Genomic DNA, 21709 nt, shown 5'->3' with positions numbered 1-21709 from the left:
TCGATGCGCAGGCCGCGGATCTTCACCTGGTCGTCGTTGCGACCCAGGTATTCCAACGTGCCGTCGGGCAAGTGCCGGGCCAGGTCGCCGGTGCGGTACAGCCGCGCACCGAGGCGTTGGCTGAACGGGTCGTCGAGGAAGCGCTCGGCGCTCAGTTCGGGGCGGTTCAGGTAGCCCCGCGCCACCTGCGCGCCGCCGATGTACAGCTCGCCGGCCACGCCTTGCGGCACCGGCTGGCCCTGGGCATCCAGCACGTACAGCGTGGTGTTGGCGATCGGCTTGCCGATCGGGGTGTTGTCCGGGGTCTCGGCCAAGGGCTCGGCGCAGTGCCAGGCGCTGACGTCCACCGCCGCTTCGGTCGGGCCGTAGAGGTTGTGCAGCTCGACCGTCGGCAACTGCGCCTTGAAGCGCCGCACCAGGCTGCCCGGCAGCGCTTCGCCGCTGCACAGCACGCGCTTGAGGCGCGCGGGCTCGGCATCGCCGTGACCCAGGAACACGTCCAGCATCGACGGCACGAAGTGCAAGGTGCTGATCCCTTCCTCAGCGAGGATGTCGCGCAGGTAGCTCGGGTCGCGGTGCCCGCCAGGGCGCGCCATGACCAGCCGCGCGCCCACTTGCAACGGCCAGAAGAACTCCCACACCGACACATCGAAGCTGAACGGCGTCTTTTGCAGGACCACGTCGTCAGCCGTCAGGCCGTAGGCGTCCTGGGTCCACAGCAGGCGGTTGACCACCCCGGCGTGCTCGTTCATCACGCCTTTGGGCAGGCCAGTGGAGCCGGAGGTGTAGATCACATAGGCCAAGTGGCGCGGGGTCAGGCCCTCGACACGCGGGTTTTCCGGCGACAGCGCGTGCCACACCGGCTGCTCCAGCTCCACCACGGGCACCTCGAAACTCGCCAGCAGCGAGCGGGTCGGCGCATGGCCAAGCACCACCAGCGGCGCACTGTCAGTGAGCATGTGGCGGATCCGCTCGGCCGGGTAGTCCGGGTCGACCGGCACATAGGCGCCACCGGCCTTGAGGATGGCCAGCAGGCCGACCACCATCGACACCCCGCGCTCGACGCAGATCGCCACCCGCGCATCAGGCTTCACGCCCAGGGCGATCAGGTGATGGGCCAGACGGTTGGCCTGGGCGTTCAGCTCGGCATAGGTCAGCTGCCCGGCCTCGGCACGCAGGGCGATGGCGTGCGGCGTGCGCGCCACCTGGGCCTCGAACAGGCCGTGCACGGTGCACTCCAGGTCGTAGTCCAGCGTCGTGTCGTTGAAACCGTGCAGCACACGCTCACGCTCCTTGGCCGGCAGCACCGGCAGTTGCAGCAGCGGCAAGTCCGGCTGGCGCTCCAAGGCCTCGGCCAGCGCTTCCAGCACCTGCCGCAACTGACCGCACACACGCTCGGCGCCCACCTCGGGGCTGACCTGCACGGTCAGGCGCAGGTCATCGCCCAGGTCGTCGACGTTCAGGCCCAGCGGGTAGTTGGTGCGTTCCTCGCTGGCCAGGGTGTCGATCCCCCGCCAGGCCTGGCGCTGGGCCTGCTCCTCGACGGCACCGGCGCTGTGCCGGTAGTTGAGCATGGCGCTGAACAGCGGCAGCGGCGCCGCGACGCCACTGCAACGCTGGGCCAGGGCCAGCGAGGCGTGTTCGTGGGCCAGCAGCGCGGTGAGCCGGGCGTGGGTGGCACGCACGCCTTCACGCACGCCCAGCCCGGCCAGGCCGACACGCAGCGGCAAGGTGTTGATGAACATCCCCAGGCCACGCTCGGCGCCGTCACTGCCCTGCATCCGACCCAGCAGCACGGTGCCGAACACCACGTCCTCGCGGCCGCTGGCCGCCGCCAGCAGGCGCGCCCAGGCCAGGTGCAACAGGCTGGCGGTGCCCACCCCGAGCTGGCGTGCCAGGCCGCGCAGGCGCAGGGCCAAGGGCCGCTCCAATAGCAACTGTGCCTGTTCGATGACAGGGCCATCGCCCTGGATATCGCGCAGGCCGAACGGCAGGGTCGGTTCGTCGATATCGCCCAGTTGTTCGCGGAAGAACGCCTCGTGCTCGGCCTCGCTGACGCCCAGCAGCGCCTGGGCCACGTAGTTGCGATACGGCACCGGCGGCTGCGCCGGGGCCGGGTGGCCATGCAGGTAGCCGAGCATTTCCTCGCGCACCACCTCCAGGGCGGTGTGGTCGAGCACCAGGTGATGGAACTGCAGGGTCGCCTCGAGGCGCGCACCCTCGCGGTACAGCAAGCGGATCAAGGGCGCCTGGGCGAGGTCCAGGGCATCGATGGCCTGGCCACGATCCTCCACCAGCGCAAGCCGGGCCTCGCGCCAGACCACCTGCACAGGTCGCGCCAAGCCCTCCCAGAGCACGGCGGTGCGCAAGATGTCATGGCGCTCGATCACCTGCTCCAGCGCATGGACGAAGGCGTGCAGGCGTTCGTGGCTGTCGAATGCCAGCTGCGATTGCAGCAGGTACGGGTCGGCGCCCTTGGCTGCGCTCAGGTGGTGATAGAGGATGCCTTCCTGCAATGGCGCCAGCGGGTAGATTTCCTGCACGTTGGCCGCGCCGCCCGGCACCGTGGCGACGATACGGTCGATGGCCGCCTGGTCCAGTTCGATCAGGCTGAGCATGGCTGGGGTGATGTGCGTGGCGCCGTCGGGCACGCGATTGACCGGCACTCGCAGCGCCCGTCCCTGGCCCAGGGCAGCGGCCAGCGCAGCCACGCTCGGGTGGCTGAACAGCAGGCGCACGTCGGCTTGCCGGCCCTGCTGGCGCAGGCGCTCGATCAGGCTCACCGCCAACAGCGAATGGCCGCCCAGTTCGAAGAAGTTGTCGTGCCGCCCGACCCGCTCCAGGCCCAGCACCTCGGCCCAGACCGCCGCCAGGGCGGTTTCGGTCTCGCCCAGGGGGGCTTCGTACTCCGCCACCGGCAGGTCGGTCGGGTCCGGGTCTGGCAGGGCCTTGCGGTCGAGCTTGCCGTGGTGGGTCAAGGGCAGCGTCGGCACTGCGATGAACGCTAGCGGCAGCAGGTGCGCTGGCAGCTGGGCTTTCAGCGCCTCACGCAGGGCATCGCCCGGCGCGCTGCCGGTGTACCAGGCCAACAGGCGTTCGCCGCGCACCAGCACCACGGCTTCATCCACGCCCGGTTGGGCGGCCAGGGTGGCCTCGATCTCGCCCAGTTCCACGCGTACGCCGCGGATCTTCACCTGGTCGTCGTTGCGGCCCAGGTAGTCCAGGGTGCCATCGGCGTTCCAGCGCACCAGGTCGCCGCTGCGGTACAGGCGTGCGCCCGAGGCTTGGCTGAACGGGTCGGCGACGAAGCGCTCGTCGGTCAGTTCAGGCCGCCCCAGGTAGCCACGGGCGACACCCGCGCCGCCAATGTACAGCTCGCCCTCGGCGCCCACCGGCACCGGCTGGCGCTGCGCATCGAGCACGTAGACCTGGGTGTTGGCGATGGGCTTGCCGATGTGCAGCGGCAAGCCCACCTGCACCTGGCCCGCGGTGGCGACCACGGTGGTCTCGGTGGGGCCGTAGTTGTTGATCACGGCGAAGCCCGGGTCACGCTCGAACTGGCGCAGGCGGTCGCCACCGATCAGCAGGGTGCGCAGCTGTGGGTGCTGGTCAGCGCGGCGCAGCGCATGCTCGGCCACCGGGGTGGGCAGGAAGCTCACCTGCAGCGGCTGCGCCAGCCACCAATCGATCAGCGCATCGACCTGTTCGTTGCCCAGTGTCGCTGGCGGCAGGTGCAGCACCGCCCCGGCGCACAGCGCTGGCCAGGTTTCCCAGGCCATGGCGTCGAAACCGAAACCGGCGACGCTGGAGGCATGGCTGCCAGCGCCGAGGGCGAAGGCGTCGCAGTGCCAGTGCACCAGGTTGGCCAGGGTGCGGTGCTCGACCATCACGCCCTTGGGCTGGCCGGTGGAGCCGGAGGTGTAGACCACGTAGGCCAACTGAGTAGCGTCCAGCCCAGGCACCTGCGGATCGTGCTCGGCGCCGGTGTTCCAGGTGGGGTGATCAAGATTCAAGCGCAGTACGGCCTCTGGCAATTGGGCATGGCCCGACTCGGCCAGCACCAACGCCGGCGCGCTGTCGGCCAGCAAGTAGGCGATGCGCTCCTGCGGGTAGGCCGGGTCGACGGGCACGTAGGCAGCGCCGGCCTTGAGCACCGCCAGCAGCGCCACCAGGCGTTCCGGTGTGCGCGGCAGGCACAGGGCGACCCGCGCTCCGGGGCGCACGCCCAGGGCAATCAGGTGGTGGGCCAGGCGGTTGGCGCGGCGGTTGAGTTCGGCATAGCTGAGCGCCAGGTCGCCCTGCACCACCGCCGTGGCGTCGGGCGTGCGGGCGGCCTGGGCCTCGACCAGGGCGTGCACGGTGTGGCCGCGCGGGTAGTCGCGCTGACTGGCATTGAAGCCGACCAGCAACTGCTGGCGCTCCGCCGCGCCAAGGATCGACAAGGTGTCCAACGCCGTCCCAGGAGCCTGCTCCAACGCCTGCACCAGCCGCGTAACGCTGTTGGCCATCCACTCGGCGACGCGCCCGGCGCCGATGCCGTGCAGGGCCAGCACGCTGAAGGTGAAGCCCTCGCCGAGGTCATCGACGCTCAGGGTCAGCGGGTAGTTGCTGCGCTCCTCGCCGCCGAGCAGGCGCACGCCCTGCCAGATACCCTCGCCGTCGCGCGGCGCGTCGGCATCACTGTGGCGGTAATTGAGCAAGGCGCTGAACAACGGCTGCCCCGCGGGCACGCCGCTGCAACGCTGGGCCAGGGCCAGTGGGGCGTGCTCATGGCCGAGCAGCGCCGACAACCGGCCATGGGTGGCATTCAAGGCCTCGCGCACGGCGGCACGGGTATCGATGCGCAGCGGCAGGGTGTTGATGAACACCCCCAGCGCCCGGTCGGCGCCCTCGCCGCCTTGCAGGCGGCCCATCAGCACGGTGCCGAAGACCACGTCGCAGCGGTTGGCCAGCACCCCGAGCACCCGGGCCCAGGCCAGGTGCATCAGGCTGGCGGCGCTGACCCCTTGCTGGCGGGCTTGTTCGCGCACGCGGCGGGCCAGGTCGAGGTCCAGGGTGTGGTGCGCTTCGTCGATGCCGTGGCCTTCACCCTGCACATCCTGCAGGCCGAAGGGCAAGGTCGGCGCCTCGACGTCGCCGAGCATCTCGCGGAAGAACGCTTCGTGGCTCGCGGGGTCGCTGGCCAGGCGCGCCTGGGCCACGTAGTTGCGGTAGGGCACCGGGGGCGCCAGGGGCTCGCCGTGGCCAAGCAGCAGGGTCTGCATCTCGGCGCCGACCACCGCCATGGCGGTGTGGTCCAGGGCCAGGTGATGGAACAGCAGGATGGCGACCACCTGCTGGTTGGCCGGGTCTTCGGCGTAGACCAGCTGCAACAACGGAGCCTGGTTGAGCTCCAGGCGGTGGTGGCGGGCATTGAATTGGGCGTGCAGGTGGTCGAGGACCGAGGTGGCCTCATCGCGGGGCAAGCCCGCGCCTACAGGCCCGGTATCGTCCGTAAGAACGCTGACGCCTGGGAAATCGACTTTGTTCACCCCAAGCCGAGCGTGGCGCCACACCACCTGCGCCGGCTCGGCCAGCCCTTCCCAGGCCAACGAGGTCCGCAGAATGTCATGCCGGTCGATCACCTGCTGCAGGGCACCGGCCCAGGCGTGCAGGCGCTCGACGCTGTCGAACGCCAGGCGCGATTGCAGCAGGTAGGGGTCGCCCTGGGCGGCACTCAGGTGGTGGTAGAGGATGCCCTCCTGCAGCGGTGCCAACGGGTAGATTTCCTGTACGTTGGCCGCGCCACCCGGCACCGTGGCGACGATACGGTCGATGGCAGGCGGGTCCAGGTCCACCAGGCTGAGCATCGCTGGCGTAATGCGCGTGGCACCCGCCGGCACACGGTTGTCTGGCACCCGCACCTCGCGGCCGCTGCCGACCGCCGCCGCCAGCGCGGCCAGGGTCGGCTGGGCGAACAGCACGCGCACGTCGGCGGCGAGCCCGGCCTTGCGCATGCGCTCGACCAGGCTCACGGCCAGCAGCGAATGGCCGCCCAGCTCGAAGAAGTGGTCGTGGCGCCCTACCCGCTCGACCTTCAGCACCTCGGCCCAGATCGCCGCCAGGGCAGTTTCCACCTCGCCCTCGGGCGCGGCGAAGGCGCGGCTGACCACGGCCTGTTGGTCCGGGGCCGGCAAGGCGCGGCGGTCGAGCTTGCCGTTGGCGGTCAGCGGCCACTCGGCCAGGCGCACGTACGCGGCGGGCAGCATGTAGTCCGGCAGCTGGCCTTGCAGGCGTTCGTGCAGCACGGCCAGTGCCGGGGCGGCGCCGTCGGTGGTGAAGTAGGCCACCAGGCGCTTGTCACCAGGCGCGTCCTCGCGTACCAGCACCACGGCCTCGCGCACACCGTCACAGGCGGCCAGGCGCGCCTCGATCTCGCCCAGCTCGATACGGAAGCCACGCAGCTTGACCTGCTGGTCGTTGCGCCCGTGGTAGCGCAGGGTGCCGTCGGCCTGCCAGCTGGCCAGGTCGCCGCTGCGGTACAGGCGCGCACCGGGCTCGTCGCCGAACGGGTCGTCGATGAAGCGTTCGGCGCTCAGTTCCGGCTGGTTCAGGTAGCCCAGGGCGACGCCGTCGCCGCCCAGGTACAGCTCACCCACCGCACCCACCGGCAGCGGTTGGCGATGGGCGTCGAGCACGTAGCAGCGGCTGTTGCCGATGGGCCGACCGATGGGGATGGCACCCTCGCCCACCGCGACGATGGCATGGGTGGTGCTGAACGTGGTCGCTTCGGTCGGGCCATAGCCATTGAGCAAGTGGCGCGGCGCACCGTCGCGCAGCACCCGGGCGATCACCTGCGGGTCGAGCACGTCGCCGCCGACCATCAGGTAGTTCAGCCTGCGCAAGGCCGGCAGCAGGTCGTCGGCGTACTGGTGGAACAAGCCAGCGGTCAACCACAGCACGGTCACACCGTGCTCCAGCAGCGCCTGCCCCAGGGCCTGGCGCGACAGCACCTGGTCCTGGTCGATCACCACCACGGCACCGCCATTGAGCAGCGGCGCCCAGACTTCCAGGGTGCTGGCGTCGAACGCCGGGTTGGAGGCGAAGGCCACCCGGTCGGCGGCGCCGAAGTCGGCGAAGCCGTTGGCGATCACCAGCCGCGCGATGGCCCGGTGCGGCACGCACACGCCCTTGGGCAGGCCCGTGGAGCCGGAGGTGTACATCACGTAGGCGGCAGCCGTCGCGTCCACGGCCAGGCCCAGGTCATGGCTGGGGTAGCCGGACAAATCCAGGCGGTCGAGGTCGACGCGCCGGGTGGCGGCCAGGCCCTGGTCGCTGTGACTGAGCAGCAGCACGGCCTGGCTGTCGTCGAGCACGAACGCCTGGCGCTCTGCCGGGGCGTTGGCGTCCAGTGGCACGTACTGCGCGGCGCACTTGCTCACCGCCAACTGGCTGGCCAGCAGGTCGAACGAGCGAGGCAGCAGCAACGCCACCCGGTCGCCTGGGCGCACGCCAAGCTCCAGCAGGTGACGGGCCAGTTGGTTGGCATGCTGGTTGAGCTGGGCGTACTGCCACTGACGCGCGCCATGGACCACCGCGATGGCCTCCGGCGTGGCCTGGGCGCGGCCCTCGAACAGCGCATGCACAGACTGCGTGCGCGGGTAATCGCGGCGGGTGGCGTTAAAGCCGTGCAATACCTGCTCGCGCGCCGCCGCCGACAGGCTGGAGACAGCATGCAGGGGTGTCTGCGGCGACTGTTCCAGGGCCTGGGCGAGGTGCTCCAAAGCGCTGCCGAGCAGGTCGCACACCTGCGCGCCATCCACCTGCGGCACGGCCTGCACGGTCAGGGCCAGGCCCTGACCGAGGTCGTCGACGTTGACCACCAGGGGGTAGTTGCTGCGCTCACGCGAGGCCAGCAGCTCGATGCCCGACCAACCCAGGCCGTCGCCCTGCCCGCTCGCGGCGCTATGGCGGAAGTTCAGCAGGCTGGTGAACAGCGCCTGGTTGCTCGGCACGCCACTGCAACGCAGGGCCTGCGCCAACGACGCCTGTTCGTGGCCGAGCAGTCGGGCCAAGCGCTGGTGGGTACGGAGCACACCGTCCAGGGCACTGGCGTCATCGACGCTGACCCGCAGCGGCAAGGTATTGATGAACATGCCCAGGGCGCGGTCGGCCCCGGCGCCGCCCTGCAAGCGGCCCAGCAGCACGGTGCCGAACACCACCTCTGGCTGCCCCGACAACTGCGCCAGCACCTGGCCCCAGGCCTGGTGCACCAGGCTGGCGACGCTCACACCGAGCTGCCGCGCCTGCTCGCGCAGGCGGCTGGCGAGGCGCTCGGGCAGCGCCAGGTGGCTGTCGCGCACCTCGACGCCGTCACCGTGCACGTCGCGCAGGCCAAAGACCTCGGTCGGTGTGTCGATGTCGCCGAGCAGTTCGCGGAACAGCGCCTCGTCCGCCGCCGGGTCCGCGCACAGCCGCGCGCGAGCCACGTAGTTGCGGTACGGCACGCTGTCGTGCGGCGCTGCCAGGCCTTGCAAAGCAGCGCCGATCTCGGCCACCAGCAACTCGACAGCCGTGTGGTCGAGCAGGATGTGGTGCAGCAGCAGGGTCGCCTCCAGGCGCTCACCCTGGCCATCGCGGGCCAGGTGCAACAGGGGGGCGCGGCTCAGGTCCAGGCGCCGTCCATCGACCGGGCTGTCGAGCTGCAACCGCGCCTCGCGCTGCACCACCTGCACAGGCTCGTCCAGCCCTTCCCAGTGCAGGCTGGTGCGCAGGATGTCGTGGCGGGCGATCACATGGTTCAGCGCGTTGACGAACGCGGCGAACTCGGCCTCGCCGGCAAAGGCGAAACGCGCGCGCAGCACGTAGGGGTCGGCGTCGGCGCTGGCCAGGTGGTGGTAAAGGATCCCTTGCTGCAAGGGCGCCAGGCCGTAGATGTCCTGGACATTGGCCACGCCGCCAGGGATGCGGGCCACCACGGCATCGATGGCGCTTTGCTCAAGGTCGGCCAACGGCAGCATCGCCGGGGTGATGCTCGCGCAGCCGACAGGGATACGGTTGGCCGGCACTTGGGCCGGGGCCTCGTCGCTCACCGCCGCGGCCAGCGCCGCCAGGGTCGGCTGGCCGAACAGCACGCGCACATCAGCGGCCAGGTCGTGCTGGCGCAGGCGTTCGACCAGCTTGACCGCCAGCAGCGAATGGCCGCCCAGCTCGAAGAAGTTGTCGTGGCGCCCCACCTGCTCGACGCCCAGCAGTTGCTGCCAGATCGCCGCGATGCGTTGCTCCACCTCGCCGTGCGGCGCCTCGAAGGCGCGGCGGGCGAAGGCCTGGCCGTCAGGCTCGGGCAGCGCCTTGCGGTCGAGCTTGCCGTTGCTCGTCAGCGGGAACGCCTCAAGGCGCACGAAGGCCGCCGGCACCATGTATTCGGCGAGGTTGCGCAGCAGCGCGTCACGCAGTTGCGCAGCCTCTGGTGGCGTGCCCGGGGCCGCCAGCCAATAAGCCACCAGGCGCTGCTCGCCCGCGCTGTCGCGGCGGGCGACCACCACCGCCTCACGCACCCCGGCGCAGGCGGCCAGGCGCGCCTCGATCTCACCCAGTTCGATACGGAAGCCGCGGATCTTCACCTGGTCGTCGTTGCGGCCCAGGTAGTCGAGGCTGCCATCAGCCGCCCAACGCGCCAGGTCGCCGGTCTTGTACAGGCGCCCGCCAGGGTTGAAGGGGTCGGCGATGAAGCGTTCAGCCGTCAGCGCCTCGCGGTTCAGGTAGCCACGGGCGACACCCGCGCCACCGACGTACAGCTCGCCGGCCACCCCGGCCGGCACCGGCTCGCGCTGCGCGTCGAGCACGTAGAGCTGCAGGTCGGGGATGCGCGCACCGATCGGGCTGACCCCAACCAGCTGCGCATCGGCGGCCTGCAACGGGCGGTAGGTGACGTGCACCGTGGTTTCGGTGATGCCGTACATGTTCACCAGGCGCGTGCCGGCATTGCCGATGCGCGCATACCAGGGCTTGAGCGAGGCGGGCTCCAGCGCCTCGCCGCCGAAGATCACTTGGCGCAGCGAGTGCTGCAGTTCGCTGCGGCTCTGGGCGGCGATCAGCTGGCGGAAGGCGCTGGGGGTCTGGTTGAGGATGCTCACGCCGGTGCGGCACAGCAGCGCGTAGCACTCGTCGGGCGACCGACTGATGCGCTGCGGCACGATCAGCAGTTGCCCGCCGAAGGCCAGCGCGCCCCAGATTTCCCAGACCGAGAAGTCGAAGGCGAAGGAATGGAACAGCGCCCAGATGTCCTGGCGGTTGAAGGCGAACCAGTCGTGGGTGGCCGCGAACAGCCGCGCGACGTTGCCGTGCTCGACCATCACGCCCTTGGGTTGGCCGGTGGAGCCCGAGGTGTAGATCACGTAGGCCAGTTGCGCCGACGATAGGCCGGCGATCTGTGGGTTGCTGTCAGGCTGCTGGCGCAGTGCAGGGTCGTCGAGGTCGATCGATGGCACCCGCGCAGCCCCCAGCCATTGCTGGCTGCCAGCCTCGACCAGTACCGCGCGTGGGGCGCTGTCGGCCAGTGTGAAAGCGATGCGCTCGGCTGGATAGGCGGGGTCGATCGGCACATAGCCGGCACCGGCCTTGAGCACGCCCAACAGCGCCACGAACATGCCGAAGCCGCGTTCCACGCAGATCGCCACGCGCTCGTCGGGGCCGATCCCGAGGTCGATCAGGTGGTGGGCCAGCTGGTTGGCACGGCGGTTGAGTTCGTCGTAGCTAAGGCTCTGCTGTTCGAAGATCAGTGCGGTGTCGTGAGGCCGGGCCTGAGCGTGGGCTTCGAAACGCTGGTGCACCAGTGGCGTCAGCGGGAACTCCAGCAGCGGGCGGTTGCGGCCGTAGGTGAGCAGTTCGCGCTCGGCCGCCGGCAGGATATCGATCCTGTGCAATGGCGTTTCGGGCGCGTGCTCCAAGGCATCGGCCAGTTGCCCGAGGGTGTGCGCCAGGTAACCGACGACCCGCGCGGCGCCGATGCTCCGACTGATCATCGCGGTGATGCGCAAGTCATCGCCGAGGTCGTCGATGTTCACGGTCAGGGGGTAGTTGGTGCGTTCCTCGGCGCCCAGGACCTGGATGCCAGGGGCCACATCGATCACCGCGGCGGCGTCACCGGCGTCGCTGTGGCGGTAGTTGAGCACGCTGTTGAACAGCGGTGTGGGCGCTGCCACGGCACTGCAACGTTGGGCCAAGGCCAGCGGCGCCTGCTCATGGCCGAGCAGCGCGCTCAGGCGTTGCTGGGTGGCCAGCAGGCCCTGGCGCACACCTTGGGCGCCGACGTCGATGCGCAGCGGCAGGGTATTGATGAACATGCCCAGGGCCTGCTCGCCGCCCTCGCCCGCCTCCATGCGCCCCAGCAGCACGGTGCCGAACACCACCGCCTCGCGCCCGGCCAACTGCCCCAGCACCCGTGCCAGGGCCAGGTGGGCGATGGCCGCCGTGCTGACCCCGAGCTGGCGCGCGAGTTGACGCAGCCGCAGGCTCAGCGGGCGTTCGAGCAGGGTCTTGGCCTCTTCGACCGGTTGCGGGTCGCCTTCGGCCAGGCCGAAGGCCAGGGTCGGTTCGTCGATATCGGCCAACATGCCCTTGAAGAACGCCTCGTGGGCGGGCACGTCGAGGGCCTGGCGGGCACGGGCGAGCAGGTCGCGAAACGGCACGGCGGGCCCCACCTGATCGGCCTGCCCGGCCAGCCACGCAGCGATTTCTTGGCGCACGATGTCCAGCGCGGTGTGGTCCATCACGGTGTGGTGGAACAGCAGCAGCGCGACCTGCTCCTGGCCTTGGCCCTGGGCATGCACCAGGCGCAGCAGCGGCGCCTGGCGCAGGTCGAGGCGATAGTGGCGGGCGGCAAAGCGTTCGCCCAGTTGGGCCAAGGCATCGCCCTCGCCGTCCAGCTCGACTGCTTCACGGGCCAGCGGTGCTTCGCGCCAGACCACTTGCAGCGGTTCGTCCAGGCGCTCCCAGCACAGGGCCGTGCGCAGGATGTCATGGCGCTGGATGACCCAGCCCAGCGCCTCGGCGAAGGCGTCCAGACGGCCGCGGTCGGCGAAGCGCAGTTGCGCTTGCAGCAGGTAAGGGTCGCCGGCGCTGGCCGAGAGGTGGTGGTAGAGCATGCCCTCCTGCAGCGGGGCCAGCGGGTAGATGTCCTGCACGTTGGCGGCACCGCCCGGTACGCTGGCGACGATGCGGTCGAGGGCGGCCTGGTCGAGGTCGACCAGGGGGAGCATCTGGGGGGTGATCTTGAAGGCGGGGCTTAGCCAGTCGTTGCCTTGGGTGGCGAGCATCTCCAGCACGGCGGGCTTGTGCTCGGCCAGGGCGTCCCAGAGGGTGTCGTCCAGGGCATCGTCGTCGCCGTGGACCACCAGGTCCTGGCCCTCGCGCTGGAGACGGATCGCACGGGTGGAGAGCACAGCCATCAGTTCGCTGAAGCGCATCGGTAAGCATCCTGCTTTTGCCAATCGGAAATGGCGCCAACGCTAATGGATTGGTGGGGGGTGGGGTGACATGGGAAGGGGGGACAAGGGGGGTCATTGTTTTACGCCTCCCGCACTATCCCACCTTTCGATTACGCACTTGCTATTGATCTTGATCTTCGTGCACGGCAGTTCAGACGCAGTGGATTACGACGTCAAGAGGCTGAGCAGGCGTCGGGAGGGCCACAGAACAGAACGCAACTTCGGCGTAGCCGAAAACGCCAGATTTAGCAAACCGCACTCCGTGTGGACCCGGAAGACCGCGCGGGGCGGATGCAAAAGCTAACTCACCTTCCAAACCTGACCGAGGATGACCTATGATTTTCGTGAGTTATTCTTTCGAGTACTCCCTCAATGATAAAACGCTGCACTGTGCTCGACCATGATGGCTGGCTACCCCTCCGTGTTGCCTTGTGGCCTGATTCCTCCTTGGATAATGAGCAAGACCATCAAGCCATACTGAGCGCACCAGAACGTTATGTGGTGCTGACCTTCGTTAGTGAGCGTGGCAATGCGATCGGGTTTGCCGAGGCATCGATCCGGGTGGACTATGTCAACGGTACCAGCTCATCGCCCGTGGCTTTTCTCGAAGGTCTGTACGTCCAACCTGCTAGTCGAAGCCAAGGTATTGCGCGGCAACTCGTCGCGGGAATCCAGCAGTGGGCTGAAGAAATGGGCTGCACTGAACTGGCTTCGGATGCGCTCTTGGATAACCAAGGAGGTCACGCCCTGCATGAGGCGTTGGGCTTCACGGAAACAGAGCGCGTAGTTTATTTTTTGAAGCCTTTGAGGCGTATCCAGACCTAGATTCGGTTACCAACGGTAATTCTAGCTTCATGAGCGGTTAGTTCATTTTTCTAGCGTGCAACGCATGCTGCCAAGACATTCAAGTGGAAGAAGACGGCGGCGACCATCATCTGCTCGGTGCATGCGGCAAAGCTGAGAGAAAAAGGTAACCGGCCAGCGAAGTCACCTTCCCGAACTCGTCCAATGCGAATGAACTACTGTCCGCCCAGGGTCTTTGTCTAGTTCTTCCGTCGTGCGCGACAGCGGCGGCGACTCGATGGACGGTTTCGCGATGCGCAGCCGATGTAGCGCTTTCTCGCCACGAACAAAGAGCAGCGCAGATATGGACGCTCTATTTCGATCACTCATTTCCTTTCAAAAGCGTCAATCCCGGTAAGTTGAGCGGATAGCGCCCAAAGACGTTCGGCTTGATCAGGGTCGGCGGCATAAGACCGGACGCCGACAAAGGATGGTGGTTCGCTTGCGTCCAGCGATGCGATCTCACAGTCCTCACAATACAAACCTCCCATGCCATTTAACTGCGGAGCGGTTGCGGTCCAAATTTGGGTGGCCGCGCCCTGCTGCGTCGTCTTGAAAGTCGGGTCGGCAAGGTGGCCGTTAACGTCTAGCCAGCCAGCGGCAATCATTTCGTCCTGCGCCAGATGACGCTGGAGCGGTGTGAGAATCTTGCCGGGATGAAGGGAGAAAGCACGGACACCCTCGTGCTGACCAAGCCGATCAAGGTGGACAGCAAACAATGCATTGGCCGTCTTCGACTGCCCATAGGCCAACCACTTGTCGTAGCCCTGCGTGAATTGCACATCGCTCCAGCGGATACCCGATTGGTGATGACCTGCCGATGACACTATTACCACCCTTGCACGCCCCTTGAGCGCAGGCCATAGCAAATTCACGAGGGCGTAGTGCCCCAGATGATTGGTAGCGAACTGTGCCTCCCAACCCGCGCCTACGCGGGTTTCCGGGCAAGCCATGATTCCCGCGCTGCCAATCAGAATGTCGATGTGTCGGTCGCTTGCCAGGAAACGGTGTGCGAAGTCATGCACGCTGGTCAGGTCGGAAAGATCCAGTCGCTCGATTTCCACATTAGGGATTCCGTTAGTCTTTGCGCGAGCAGCTTCAACATCACGTGCTGCGACAACAACGCGCGCGCCAGCATTGGTCAGTGCCCGTGTCGTCTCCAGGCCCAGGCCGGAATGGCCCCCAGTCACAATGGCGGTGGTGTTGGATAGATCGCACCCTTCAAGTATCTCTGCTGCGGTTGTTGCCGCTCCGAAACCCGAGTGGATGGGAGATTGTTTGCTGGTCATGGCGTGTCCTTGTGCATTTGACATGGAATAGGGGCAGAACCCACGACCACCATTGTCTAGACTAGACTTGGGACTGTGAATGCAGCAAAGTCCAATTATCTGTCGAGATCGTCCCATACATCTTATGGATCCCCTGTCCGAAGCCCTCTCCCTCCTAAGTACTCATAGCTCCTTTTTTGCAGGTCTGAAGGCTGGTAGAGACTGGGCCGTCGACTTTCCGCCACCCGACGGCATCAAGTTCAATGCAATCCTTGAAGGGACTTGTTGGCTAGTGGTGGAAGGCGTGGAGAAACCTATCCGATTGTCGGCCGGAGATTGCTTTCTTTTGCCACATAAGCGGGCGTTTTCGCTCCGCAGCGACTTGGCATTTCCGGCCATCCACTCGGATGCGATTTATCGCCATGCCGTCAATGGCATCGCCAGTTGTGGGACAGCCGACGCGTTTTTCCTGATCGGGGGACGTTTTGCCTTCGGTGAGGAAGCCCGCCTTTTATTTGACGGATTGCCTCCTGCCGCCATCATCAAAAGTGGTTCGGATCAAGCGTCCGTGCTGAATTGGGCCTTGCAGCGTATTGCTCATGAACTCACCCATCCGTCTCTTGGTCACTCGATTGTGGTTCAGCATCTCGGCCACATCATGCTAGTGCAGGTTCTACGAATTTACTTGATCCAAGAAGGGAATAGCGCGCCGAGCTGGTTGCTTGCTGTATCTGATCCACGTATCGGGGCGACCATTCAAGCCATTCATGCCGATCCGGCGCGTTCTTGGACGGTCGAGAACCTTGCAAAAATTGCGGGTGTTTCTCGCTCGACCTTCGCTTTGCGATTCAAGCAAAAATCTGGTGTCACCCCTTTAGAGTACGTCTTGCGCTGGCGCATGCAATTAGCCACGCGATTGTTGAAAACAAACCACACCACCATTTCGTCCATAGCACAAAAGCTGGGCTATGACTCCGACAGTGCATTTAGCCATGCTTTCAAGCGCATTATGACGTGTTCGCCTCGTGAATACAGAGATAGACTCGAACGGGGCTAACCAGTACATCCTTTTACTCCTTCATAGCCTATGCAATGCACTGAGTCTCTACATCGCTACACTGGAGTGGCGCTATGCGCAATGGCCTTCCACTCGGCCTTCCGACGTTGCAATCTAATGTGCCTGAACTGCCGCGCACGAAGAGCCAAATGGTTTACGAGGCGCTGCGCGCTCGTTGAAGCAAGCGCAAGAGCGGTGACAAGGCCATATGATTTGCTTCGGGCGCCGCGCCTATCGCGGGGTAAGCCCGCTCCTGCAGAGGGAAGGCGCTGCCCTAACGCCCACGCCTGAGCGTCTCGCTCGGCAACTCCCTGAACAACTGCCGATAACTCTCGGAAAACCGCCCCAGGTGCCAGAACGACCAGCGCATCGCCACCTCGGCCACGGTCTCCTCCGCCCCCCGCCGCAACAAATCCCGCCGGGCCCCATTGAGCCTGCGCAACCGCAACCAATGCGCCGGCGGCATGCCAGTGAACGCCTTGAACGCCTCCTGCAACTGACGCAACGACACCCCCGCCACCTGCGCCAGCTCCACCAGGTTCAGCGTTTCCTCCGGACAATCGGCAGCCCACTCGCTGACCCGCTGCATGATCGCCCGCTCCTCCCCCCGGCGCCCCAGCGCCTGCCCCTGCAAACGCTGGCAGGCGTTATCGAGGATGAACAGGCAATCATCGAGCAACTGCTCGGCCAGCGCCTGGCCCTGCAACGGGCAATCGGCCTGGGTCAGGCGCGTCAGCGTGGCGCTCAGCCAACTGCCGAACAGCGCGTTCTGCCCACTGCCCAACGGCACCATGAACAACCCCTGCAAACGCTCCAGGTCCAACCCATGGCGTTGCAGGAACGGCTGGTCGAACACCACCGCCACTTCCTCGTAGTTCTCCGGAGTGATCCAGATGTTGCGGCTCTGCTCATTGAGCAGGTACAGGCTGTTCTCGATGCGATCGAAGCAGAACGTCAGCGACCCGCTCGGTGCGCGGAAGAACTGCTCCACCCGGGTGTTCAGGCGCTCCTCGTACACCTCCACGCCATCAAGCCCCAGGCAACGCAGCTGGCCGCTGAAGTGCCCGGGGGACATCTGCCGGTACTGCTGCTGCCAACCGGGCGTGGCGCGAACCTGCTCGGTCACGTCGGTGGTGGTGTAGGCCTGGACCTGCAAGGCATTGTGCGTGTTCACGCGGGGTGTCCTTTATGCACTCTTTTGGTGCATTGATCGACGGAGAAAACGGATAGATCGCCCCGGGGGGCTGCGACCAAGATAGTCCTCAGCGCGCTTCAGGGGAAGCTCCCCTGGAACGAGCGCCGACAAAACCCAACCAAGAGGTCTGTATGAACGCCCCCTTCGATCAGCTGTCCACCTGGCTGAAAGAACACCGGATCACCGAAGTCGAATGCGTGGTCAGCGACCTGACCGGCATTGCCCGCGGCAAGATCGCCCCGACCGCCAAGTTCCTCAACGAGCGTGGCATGCGCCTGCCCGAGAGCGTGCTGCTGCAGACGGTCACCGGCGACTTCGTCGACGACGACATCTACTACGGCCTGCTCGACCCGGCCGACATCGACATGGTCTGCCGCCCCGATCCGGCAGCGGTGTATCAGGTGCCCTGGGCGATCGAACCGACCGCCATCGTCATCCACGACACCTTCGACAAGCACGGCAACCCCATCGAGCTGTCGCCGCGCAACGTGCTGAAGAAAGTGCTCAAGCTCTACGCCGACAAAGGCTGGCAGCCGATCGTCGCGCCCGAGATGGAGTTCTACCTGACCAAGCGCTGCGAAGACCCGGACTTCCCCCTGCAAGCGCCACTGGGCCGTTCGGGCCGTGCCGAGAGCGGACGCCAGTCGTTCTCCATCGAGGCCGCCAACGAATTCGACCCGCTGTTCGAAGACGTCTACGACTGGTGCGAGATCCAGGGCCTGGACCTGGACACGCTGATCCACGAAGACGGCCCGGCGCAAATGGAGATCAACTTCCGCCACGGCGACGCGCTGGACCTGGCCGACCAGATCGTGGTGTTCAAGCGCACCATGCGCGAGGCGGCGCTCAAGCACAACGTCACCGCCACCTTCATGGCCAAGCCGATCACCGACGAGCCGGGCAGCGCCATGCACCTGCACCAGAGCGTGGTCGACATCGCCACCGGCAAGCCGGTGTTCGCCAATGACGACGGCAGCATGAGCGAGCTGTTCCTGCACCATATCGGCGGCCTGCAGAAGTACATTCCCAAGGTGCTGCCGATGTTCGCCCCGAACGTCAACTCGTTCCGCCGCTTCCTGCCCGACACCTCGGCACCGGTGAACGTCGAGTGGGGCGAGGAAAACCGCACCGTGGGCCTGCGCGTGCCGACCTCCAGCCCCGAGGCGATGCGGGTGGAGAACCGCCTGCCGGGCGCCGACGCCAACCCTTACCTGGCGATCGCCGCGAGCCTGTTGTGCGGCTACCTGGGCATGGTCGAGAAGGTTCAACCCAGCGCCCCGGTGCAGGGCCGCGCCTACGAGCGACGCAACCTGCGCCTGCCGATCACCATCGAGGACGCGCTGCAGCACATGGAGGACTGCGCGACGCTGGAGCAGTACCTGGGCCGCCAGTTCGTCCAGGGCTACGTCGCGGTCAAGCGCGCCGAGCACGAGAACTTCAAGCGGGTGATCAGTTCGTGGGAGCGTGAGTTCCTGCTGCTGAGCGTCTGATTCGCCGGTCTCATCGCGGGGCAAGCCCGCCCCCACAGAGGAACGGGCTTGCCCCGCGATGAGGCCACCGCCAACACCGTCATTGCACAACCAGAAAAATTCCAACGAGGTGTCGACATGCGTCATTTGCAACCCCTGATCCCCGCGGCATTCGCCCTGCTGTTCGGCGCCGCCGCGCAGGCCCAGCCGACGGTCAGCGTGTACAACTGGACCGACTACATTGGCGACACCACCCTGGCCGACTTCCAGGCCAGCACCGGGATCAAGGTGGTGTACGACGTGTTCGACTCCAACGAAACCCTCGAAGGCAAGCTGCTGGCCGGGCGCACCGGCTATGACGTGGTGGTGCCTTCGAACCATTTCCTCGCGCGCCAGGCCAAGGCCGGCGCGTTCCTGCCGCTCGACCGCAGCAAGCTGCCGAACTGGCAGCACCTGGACCCGAAACTGCTCAAGCAGCTGGAGCAGAACGACCCGGGCAACCAGTACGCCGTGCCCTACCTGTGGGGCACCAACGGCATCGGCTACAACGTCGAGAAGGTCAAGGCGGCACTGGGCATCGACAAGATCGACTCCTGGGCAGTGCTGTTCGAGCCGGAGAACCTGAAAAAACTCAAGCAATGTGGCGTAGCGTTCATGGACTCGCCCGACGAGCTGTTCCCGGCGATCCTCAACTACCTGGGCATGAACCCGCGCAGCGAAGATGCCAAGGACTATGCCAAGGCCGAGGCACGCTTGATGGAACTGCGCCCGTACATCACCTACTTCCACTCCTCCAAGTACGTCTCGGACCTGGCCAACGGCGACGTCTGCGTGGCCTTCGGCTACTCCGGCGACGTGTTCCAGGCCGCCAACCGCGCGGTGGAAGCGAACAACGGCGTGAAGATCGCCTACAGCATTCCCAAGGAAGGCAGCAACCTGTGGTTCGACCTGCTGGCCATTCCCAAGGACGCCAACAACCCTGAGCAGGCCCTGGCGTTCATCAACTACCTGCTCGACCCGCAAGTGATCGCCAAGGTCAGCGCCACCGTCGGCTACGCCAACGCCAACCTGGACGCCAAGGCCCACATGGACAAGGCGCTGGTCGACAACCCCGAGATCTACCCGCCCCAGGAAGTGCTGGACAAGCTCTACATTTCCAGCACCCCGAGCCCGGCGATCATGCGCGTCATGACCCGCTCCTGGAGCAAGATCAAGTCCAACCGCTGAACCGAGCCTGAGCCATGCTTTCTACTTCCCAACACACCGCGTCCTATTACGCCGCCACGGCGCGCGACGCGGCCCCCTACCCCACGCTGGACGGCGAACTGAACGCCGACGTGTGCGTGGTCGGCGGTGGCCTGACCGGGGTCAACACCGCCCTGGAACTGGCCGAGCGCGGCCTCTCGGTGATCCTGCTGGAGGGCCGACGCATCGGCTGGGGCGCCAGTGGGCGCAACGGCGGCCAACTGATTCGCGGCATCGGCCACGACGTCTCGGGCTTTGCCCGCTACGTCGGCCAGGACGGCGTGCGCTACCTCAAGCAGGCCGGGCTGGATTCGGTCGCCCTGGTGGCCCAGCGCATCGAGCGCTATGGCATCCAGTGCGACCTGCGCTGGGGTTTCTGCGAACTGGCCAACACGCCCGCGCAGTTCGCCGCTTTCCAGGATGAGCAAGAGGACCTGGCGAGCCTGGGCTACCGCCATGAGACGCGCCTGGTGCAGCCTGGGCGCATTCATGAGGTGGTGGCCAGTGACCTGTATGCCGGCGGCCTGGTCGACATGGGCTCGGGCCACCTGCACCCGCTCGACCTGGTGCAGGGCGAGGCCCGCGCCGCCGCCGGGCTCGGTGTGCGGATCTTCGAGCAGAGCCCGGTGCTGCGTATCGAACATGGCGCCACCGTGACCCTGCACTGCGCGCGCGGCAAGGTCCGTGCGAAGAGCCTGGTGCTCGGCTGCAATGCGCACCTGGACGAGCTGGAACCGCGCCTGACCGGCAAGGTGCTGCCTGCCGGCAGCTACGTGGTGGCCACCGAGCCGTTGCCGGAGCACGTCGCACGGTCGTTGATTCCGCAGAACATGGCGCTGTGCGACCAGAAAGTCGGCTTGGACTATTACCGCCTCACCGCCGACCGCCGCCTGCTGTTCGGCGGTGCCTGCCACTATTCCGGGCGCGACCCGAAGGACATCGGCGCCTACATGCGGCCGAAGGTGCTCAAGGTGTTCCCGCAACTGGGCGATGTGCGCATCGACTTCCAGTGGGGTGGCATGATCGGCATCACCGCCAACCGTTTCCCGCAGGTTGGCCGCTTGAGCCAGTACCCGAACGTGTACTACGCCCAGGGCTATTCGGGCCACGGCCTGAACGTCACCCACTGGACCGCCAAGCTGCTGTCCGAGGCCATCGCCGTGGGCCACAGCCAGGGCCTGGACGTGTTCAGCGCCGTGCCGCACCTGACCTTCCCCGGCGGCAAAGCCCTGCGCTCACCGCTGCTGGCCTTGGGGATGCTGTGGTACCGGTTGCGTGAGGTGCTGGGCTAAGCGTGGCGACGCCAGCACGGGCCTTCCCGTGCCGGCGTCGGCCTTGCCGGCACAGCCCTTCAGCCCTCCTCCAGCGCCATGGCCAACAGCGCCGCCCCCAGGCACTTGCCATGGGCATCCAGCGCCAACGACCGGGTCACCCCGCCGCGCAGCAACCCCGGCAACACGAAATTCAGCGCGTTGAGCTGCGGTAGCGTATAGCGCTGCACCGGCCCCGCACCCTCATCACGCAGGTGGGCGAACCACGCCGCCACGCGCTCTGCCGTCACTAGCCGCTCCAACAGCGGGTAGTCCTCCGCCCGATACGCAATCAACGAAATATTCGACGTGTCACCCTTGTCGCCCGTGCGGGTGTGGGCGAGCTGTTGCAGGCGCAGGGTCATGGGCACACCTCCAGGTGGACACGGGGATCGGCCAGTTCGCGCGGCAGGTACAGGCTGGCCACCGCCAGCACTTCGCGGACCTGCCGGGTGGCGCCGCCACCACCCGCCGGGCCATTGGTGTAAAGGGTCTCTACCTCGTTGGCCAGCGCGTGGGCGAGCGCCAGGCGCTGTTCGACGATCTCCCCGGCCAGCCGCGCGCGGGCCAGGGCATTGGGGCCGCCCGCTGGACGAACCGGGGCTGGAGCGGGAGCTGGGGGTCATCACGCGCAGCGAGAGCAGCCTGTCGCCGGCGGCATCGCGGCTGGTGCAATGCCTGGGGCAGATACCGGCCTTGTAGGCCGCGCAACCGTCTTTGCTGTGCCTGTGCAGGCCAAATCGCGGGGCAAGCCCGCTCCGACAGGCTCACCACTGCTTCTGGGAACGGCGCTGTGCCCGCGATGAGGCCGGCGCGGATCGTCACCCCAAGGATGCCCCCACGCCATTTCACCGC

9 protein-coding genes and 1 pseudogene are annotated in these 21709 nt (G+C 66.8%); 5 read left to right on the top strand and 5 right to left on the bottom strand.

The genetic code is table 11. The features are described from left to right. A partial coding sequence (locus tag P0Y43_RS16105; protein WP_275638270.1) for a non-ribosomal peptide synthetase occupies positions 1–12446 on the bottom strand: 12446 nt, incomplete at its 3' end. A gap of 393 nt (positions 12447–12839) precedes the next feature. Between P0Y43_RS16105 and aac(6') the strand changes: the two genes are divergently transcribed. Then, positions 12840–13292 (top strand): aminoglycoside 6'-N-acetyltransferase, encoded by a 453-nt coding sequence (gene aac(6'), locus P0Y43_RS16100; RefSeq protein WP_275638269.1) that lies wholly within the window; start codon positions 12840–12842, stop codon positions 13290–13292. A 344-nt stretch (positions 13293–13636) separates the two neighbouring features. On the opposite strand, the gene P0Y43_RS16095 is transcribed toward aac(6'), so the two are convergent. Next, a complete protein-coding gene (locus P0Y43_RS16095; protein WP_275638268.1) occupies positions 13637–14599 on the bottom strand; it encodes an SDR family NAD(P)-dependent oxidoreductase in 963 nt (320 codons plus the stop codon). A gap of 124 nt (positions 14600–14723) precedes the next feature. Between P0Y43_RS16095 and P0Y43_RS16090 the strand changes: the two genes are divergently transcribed. Further along, positions 14724–15635 (top strand): AraC family transcriptional regulator, encoded by a 912-nt coding sequence (locus tag P0Y43_RS16090; RefSeq protein WP_275638273.1) that lies wholly within the window; start codon positions 14724–14726, stop codon positions 15633–15635. A gap of 274 nt (positions 15636–15909) precedes the next feature. Here P0Y43_RS16090 and P0Y43_RS16085 read toward each other — a convergent pair whose 3' ends face one another. Continuing rightward, positions 15910–16809 carry a helix-turn-helix domain-containing protein gene (locus P0Y43_RS16085; RefSeq protein WP_275638267.1) on the bottom strand — a complete coding sequence of 300 codons (900 nt, stop codon included), beginning with the start codon at positions 16807–16809 and terminating at the stop codon, positions 15910–15912. A gap of 152 nt (positions 16810–16961) precedes the next feature. On the opposite strand from P0Y43_RS16085, the gene P0Y43_RS16080 reads away from it, so the two are divergent. The 3 genes from P0Y43_RS16080 to P0Y43_RS16070 all read left to right on the top strand — a co-directional run bounded on the left by P0Y43_RS16080 (position 16962) and on the right by P0Y43_RS16070 (position 20836). After that, positions 16962–18320, top strand: coding sequence for a glutamine synthetase family protein (locus P0Y43_RS16080; RefSeq protein WP_275638266.1), 1359 nt, complete (start codon positions 16962–16964; stop codon positions 18318–18320). A 117-nt stretch (positions 18321–18437) separates the two neighbouring features. Next, a complete protein-coding gene (locus P0Y43_RS16075) occupies positions 18438–19526 on the top strand; it encodes a polyamine ABC transporter substrate-binding protein (RefSeq protein WP_275638265.1) in 1089 nt (362 codons plus the stop codon). 14 nt (positions 19527–19540) lie between these two features. Next, the gene (locus P0Y43_RS16070; protein ID WP_275638264.1) at positions 19541–20836 is read left to right on the top strand and encodes an NAD(P)/FAD-dependent oxidoreductase; all 1296 of its coding nucleotides are present in this window, start codon (positions 19541–19543) and stop codon (positions 20834–20836) included. A gap of 59 nt (positions 20837–20895) precedes the next feature. Here P0Y43_RS16070 and P0Y43_RS16065 read toward each other — a convergent pair whose 3' ends face one another. Further along, a complete protein-coding gene (locus tag P0Y43_RS16065) occupies positions 20896–21213 on the bottom strand; it encodes an AtuA-related protein (protein WP_275638272.1) in 318 nt (105 codons plus the stop codon). A gap of 2 nt (positions 21214–21215) precedes the next feature. Further along, positions 21216–21440 (bottom strand): annotated as a pseudogene (locus P0Y43_RS16060) (acyclic terpene utilization AtuA family protein); the annotation flags it as partial. Positions 21441–21709: the final 269 nt, after the last annotated feature.

The sequence above is a fragment of the Pseudomonas entomophila genome, from assembly GCF_029193575.1.
Classification (GTDB): domain Bacteria; phylum Pseudomonadota; class Gammaproteobacteria; order Pseudomonadales; family Pseudomonadaceae; genus Aquipseudomonas; species Aquipseudomonas entomophila_G.
The sequence above is the reverse complement of the archived record's forward strand: the minus strand, read 5'-3'. Positions and strand labels throughout refer to the sequence as shown.

Coding starts and splice junctions, on each gene's coding strand:
- P0Y43_RS16095 (WP_275638268.1), bottom strand. CDS start 14,599: ATGACCAGCAAACAATCTCCCATCCACTCGGGTTTCGGAGCGGCAACA.
- P0Y43_RS16080 (WP_275638266.1), top strand. CDS start 16,962: ATGAACGCCCCCTTCGATCAGCTGTCCACCTGGCTGAAAGAACACCGG.
- P0Y43_RS16090 (WP_275638273.1), top strand. CDS start 14,724: ATGGATCCCCTGTCCGAAGCCCTCTCCCTCCTAAGTACTCATAGCTCC.
- P0Y43_RS16070 (WP_275638264.1), top strand. CDS start 19,541: ATGCTTTCTACTTCCCAACACACCGCGTCCTATTACGCCGCCACGGCG.
- P0Y43_RS16075 (WP_275638265.1), top strand. CDS start 18,438: ATGCGTCATTTGCAACCCCTGATCCCCGCGGCATTCGCCCTGCTGTTC.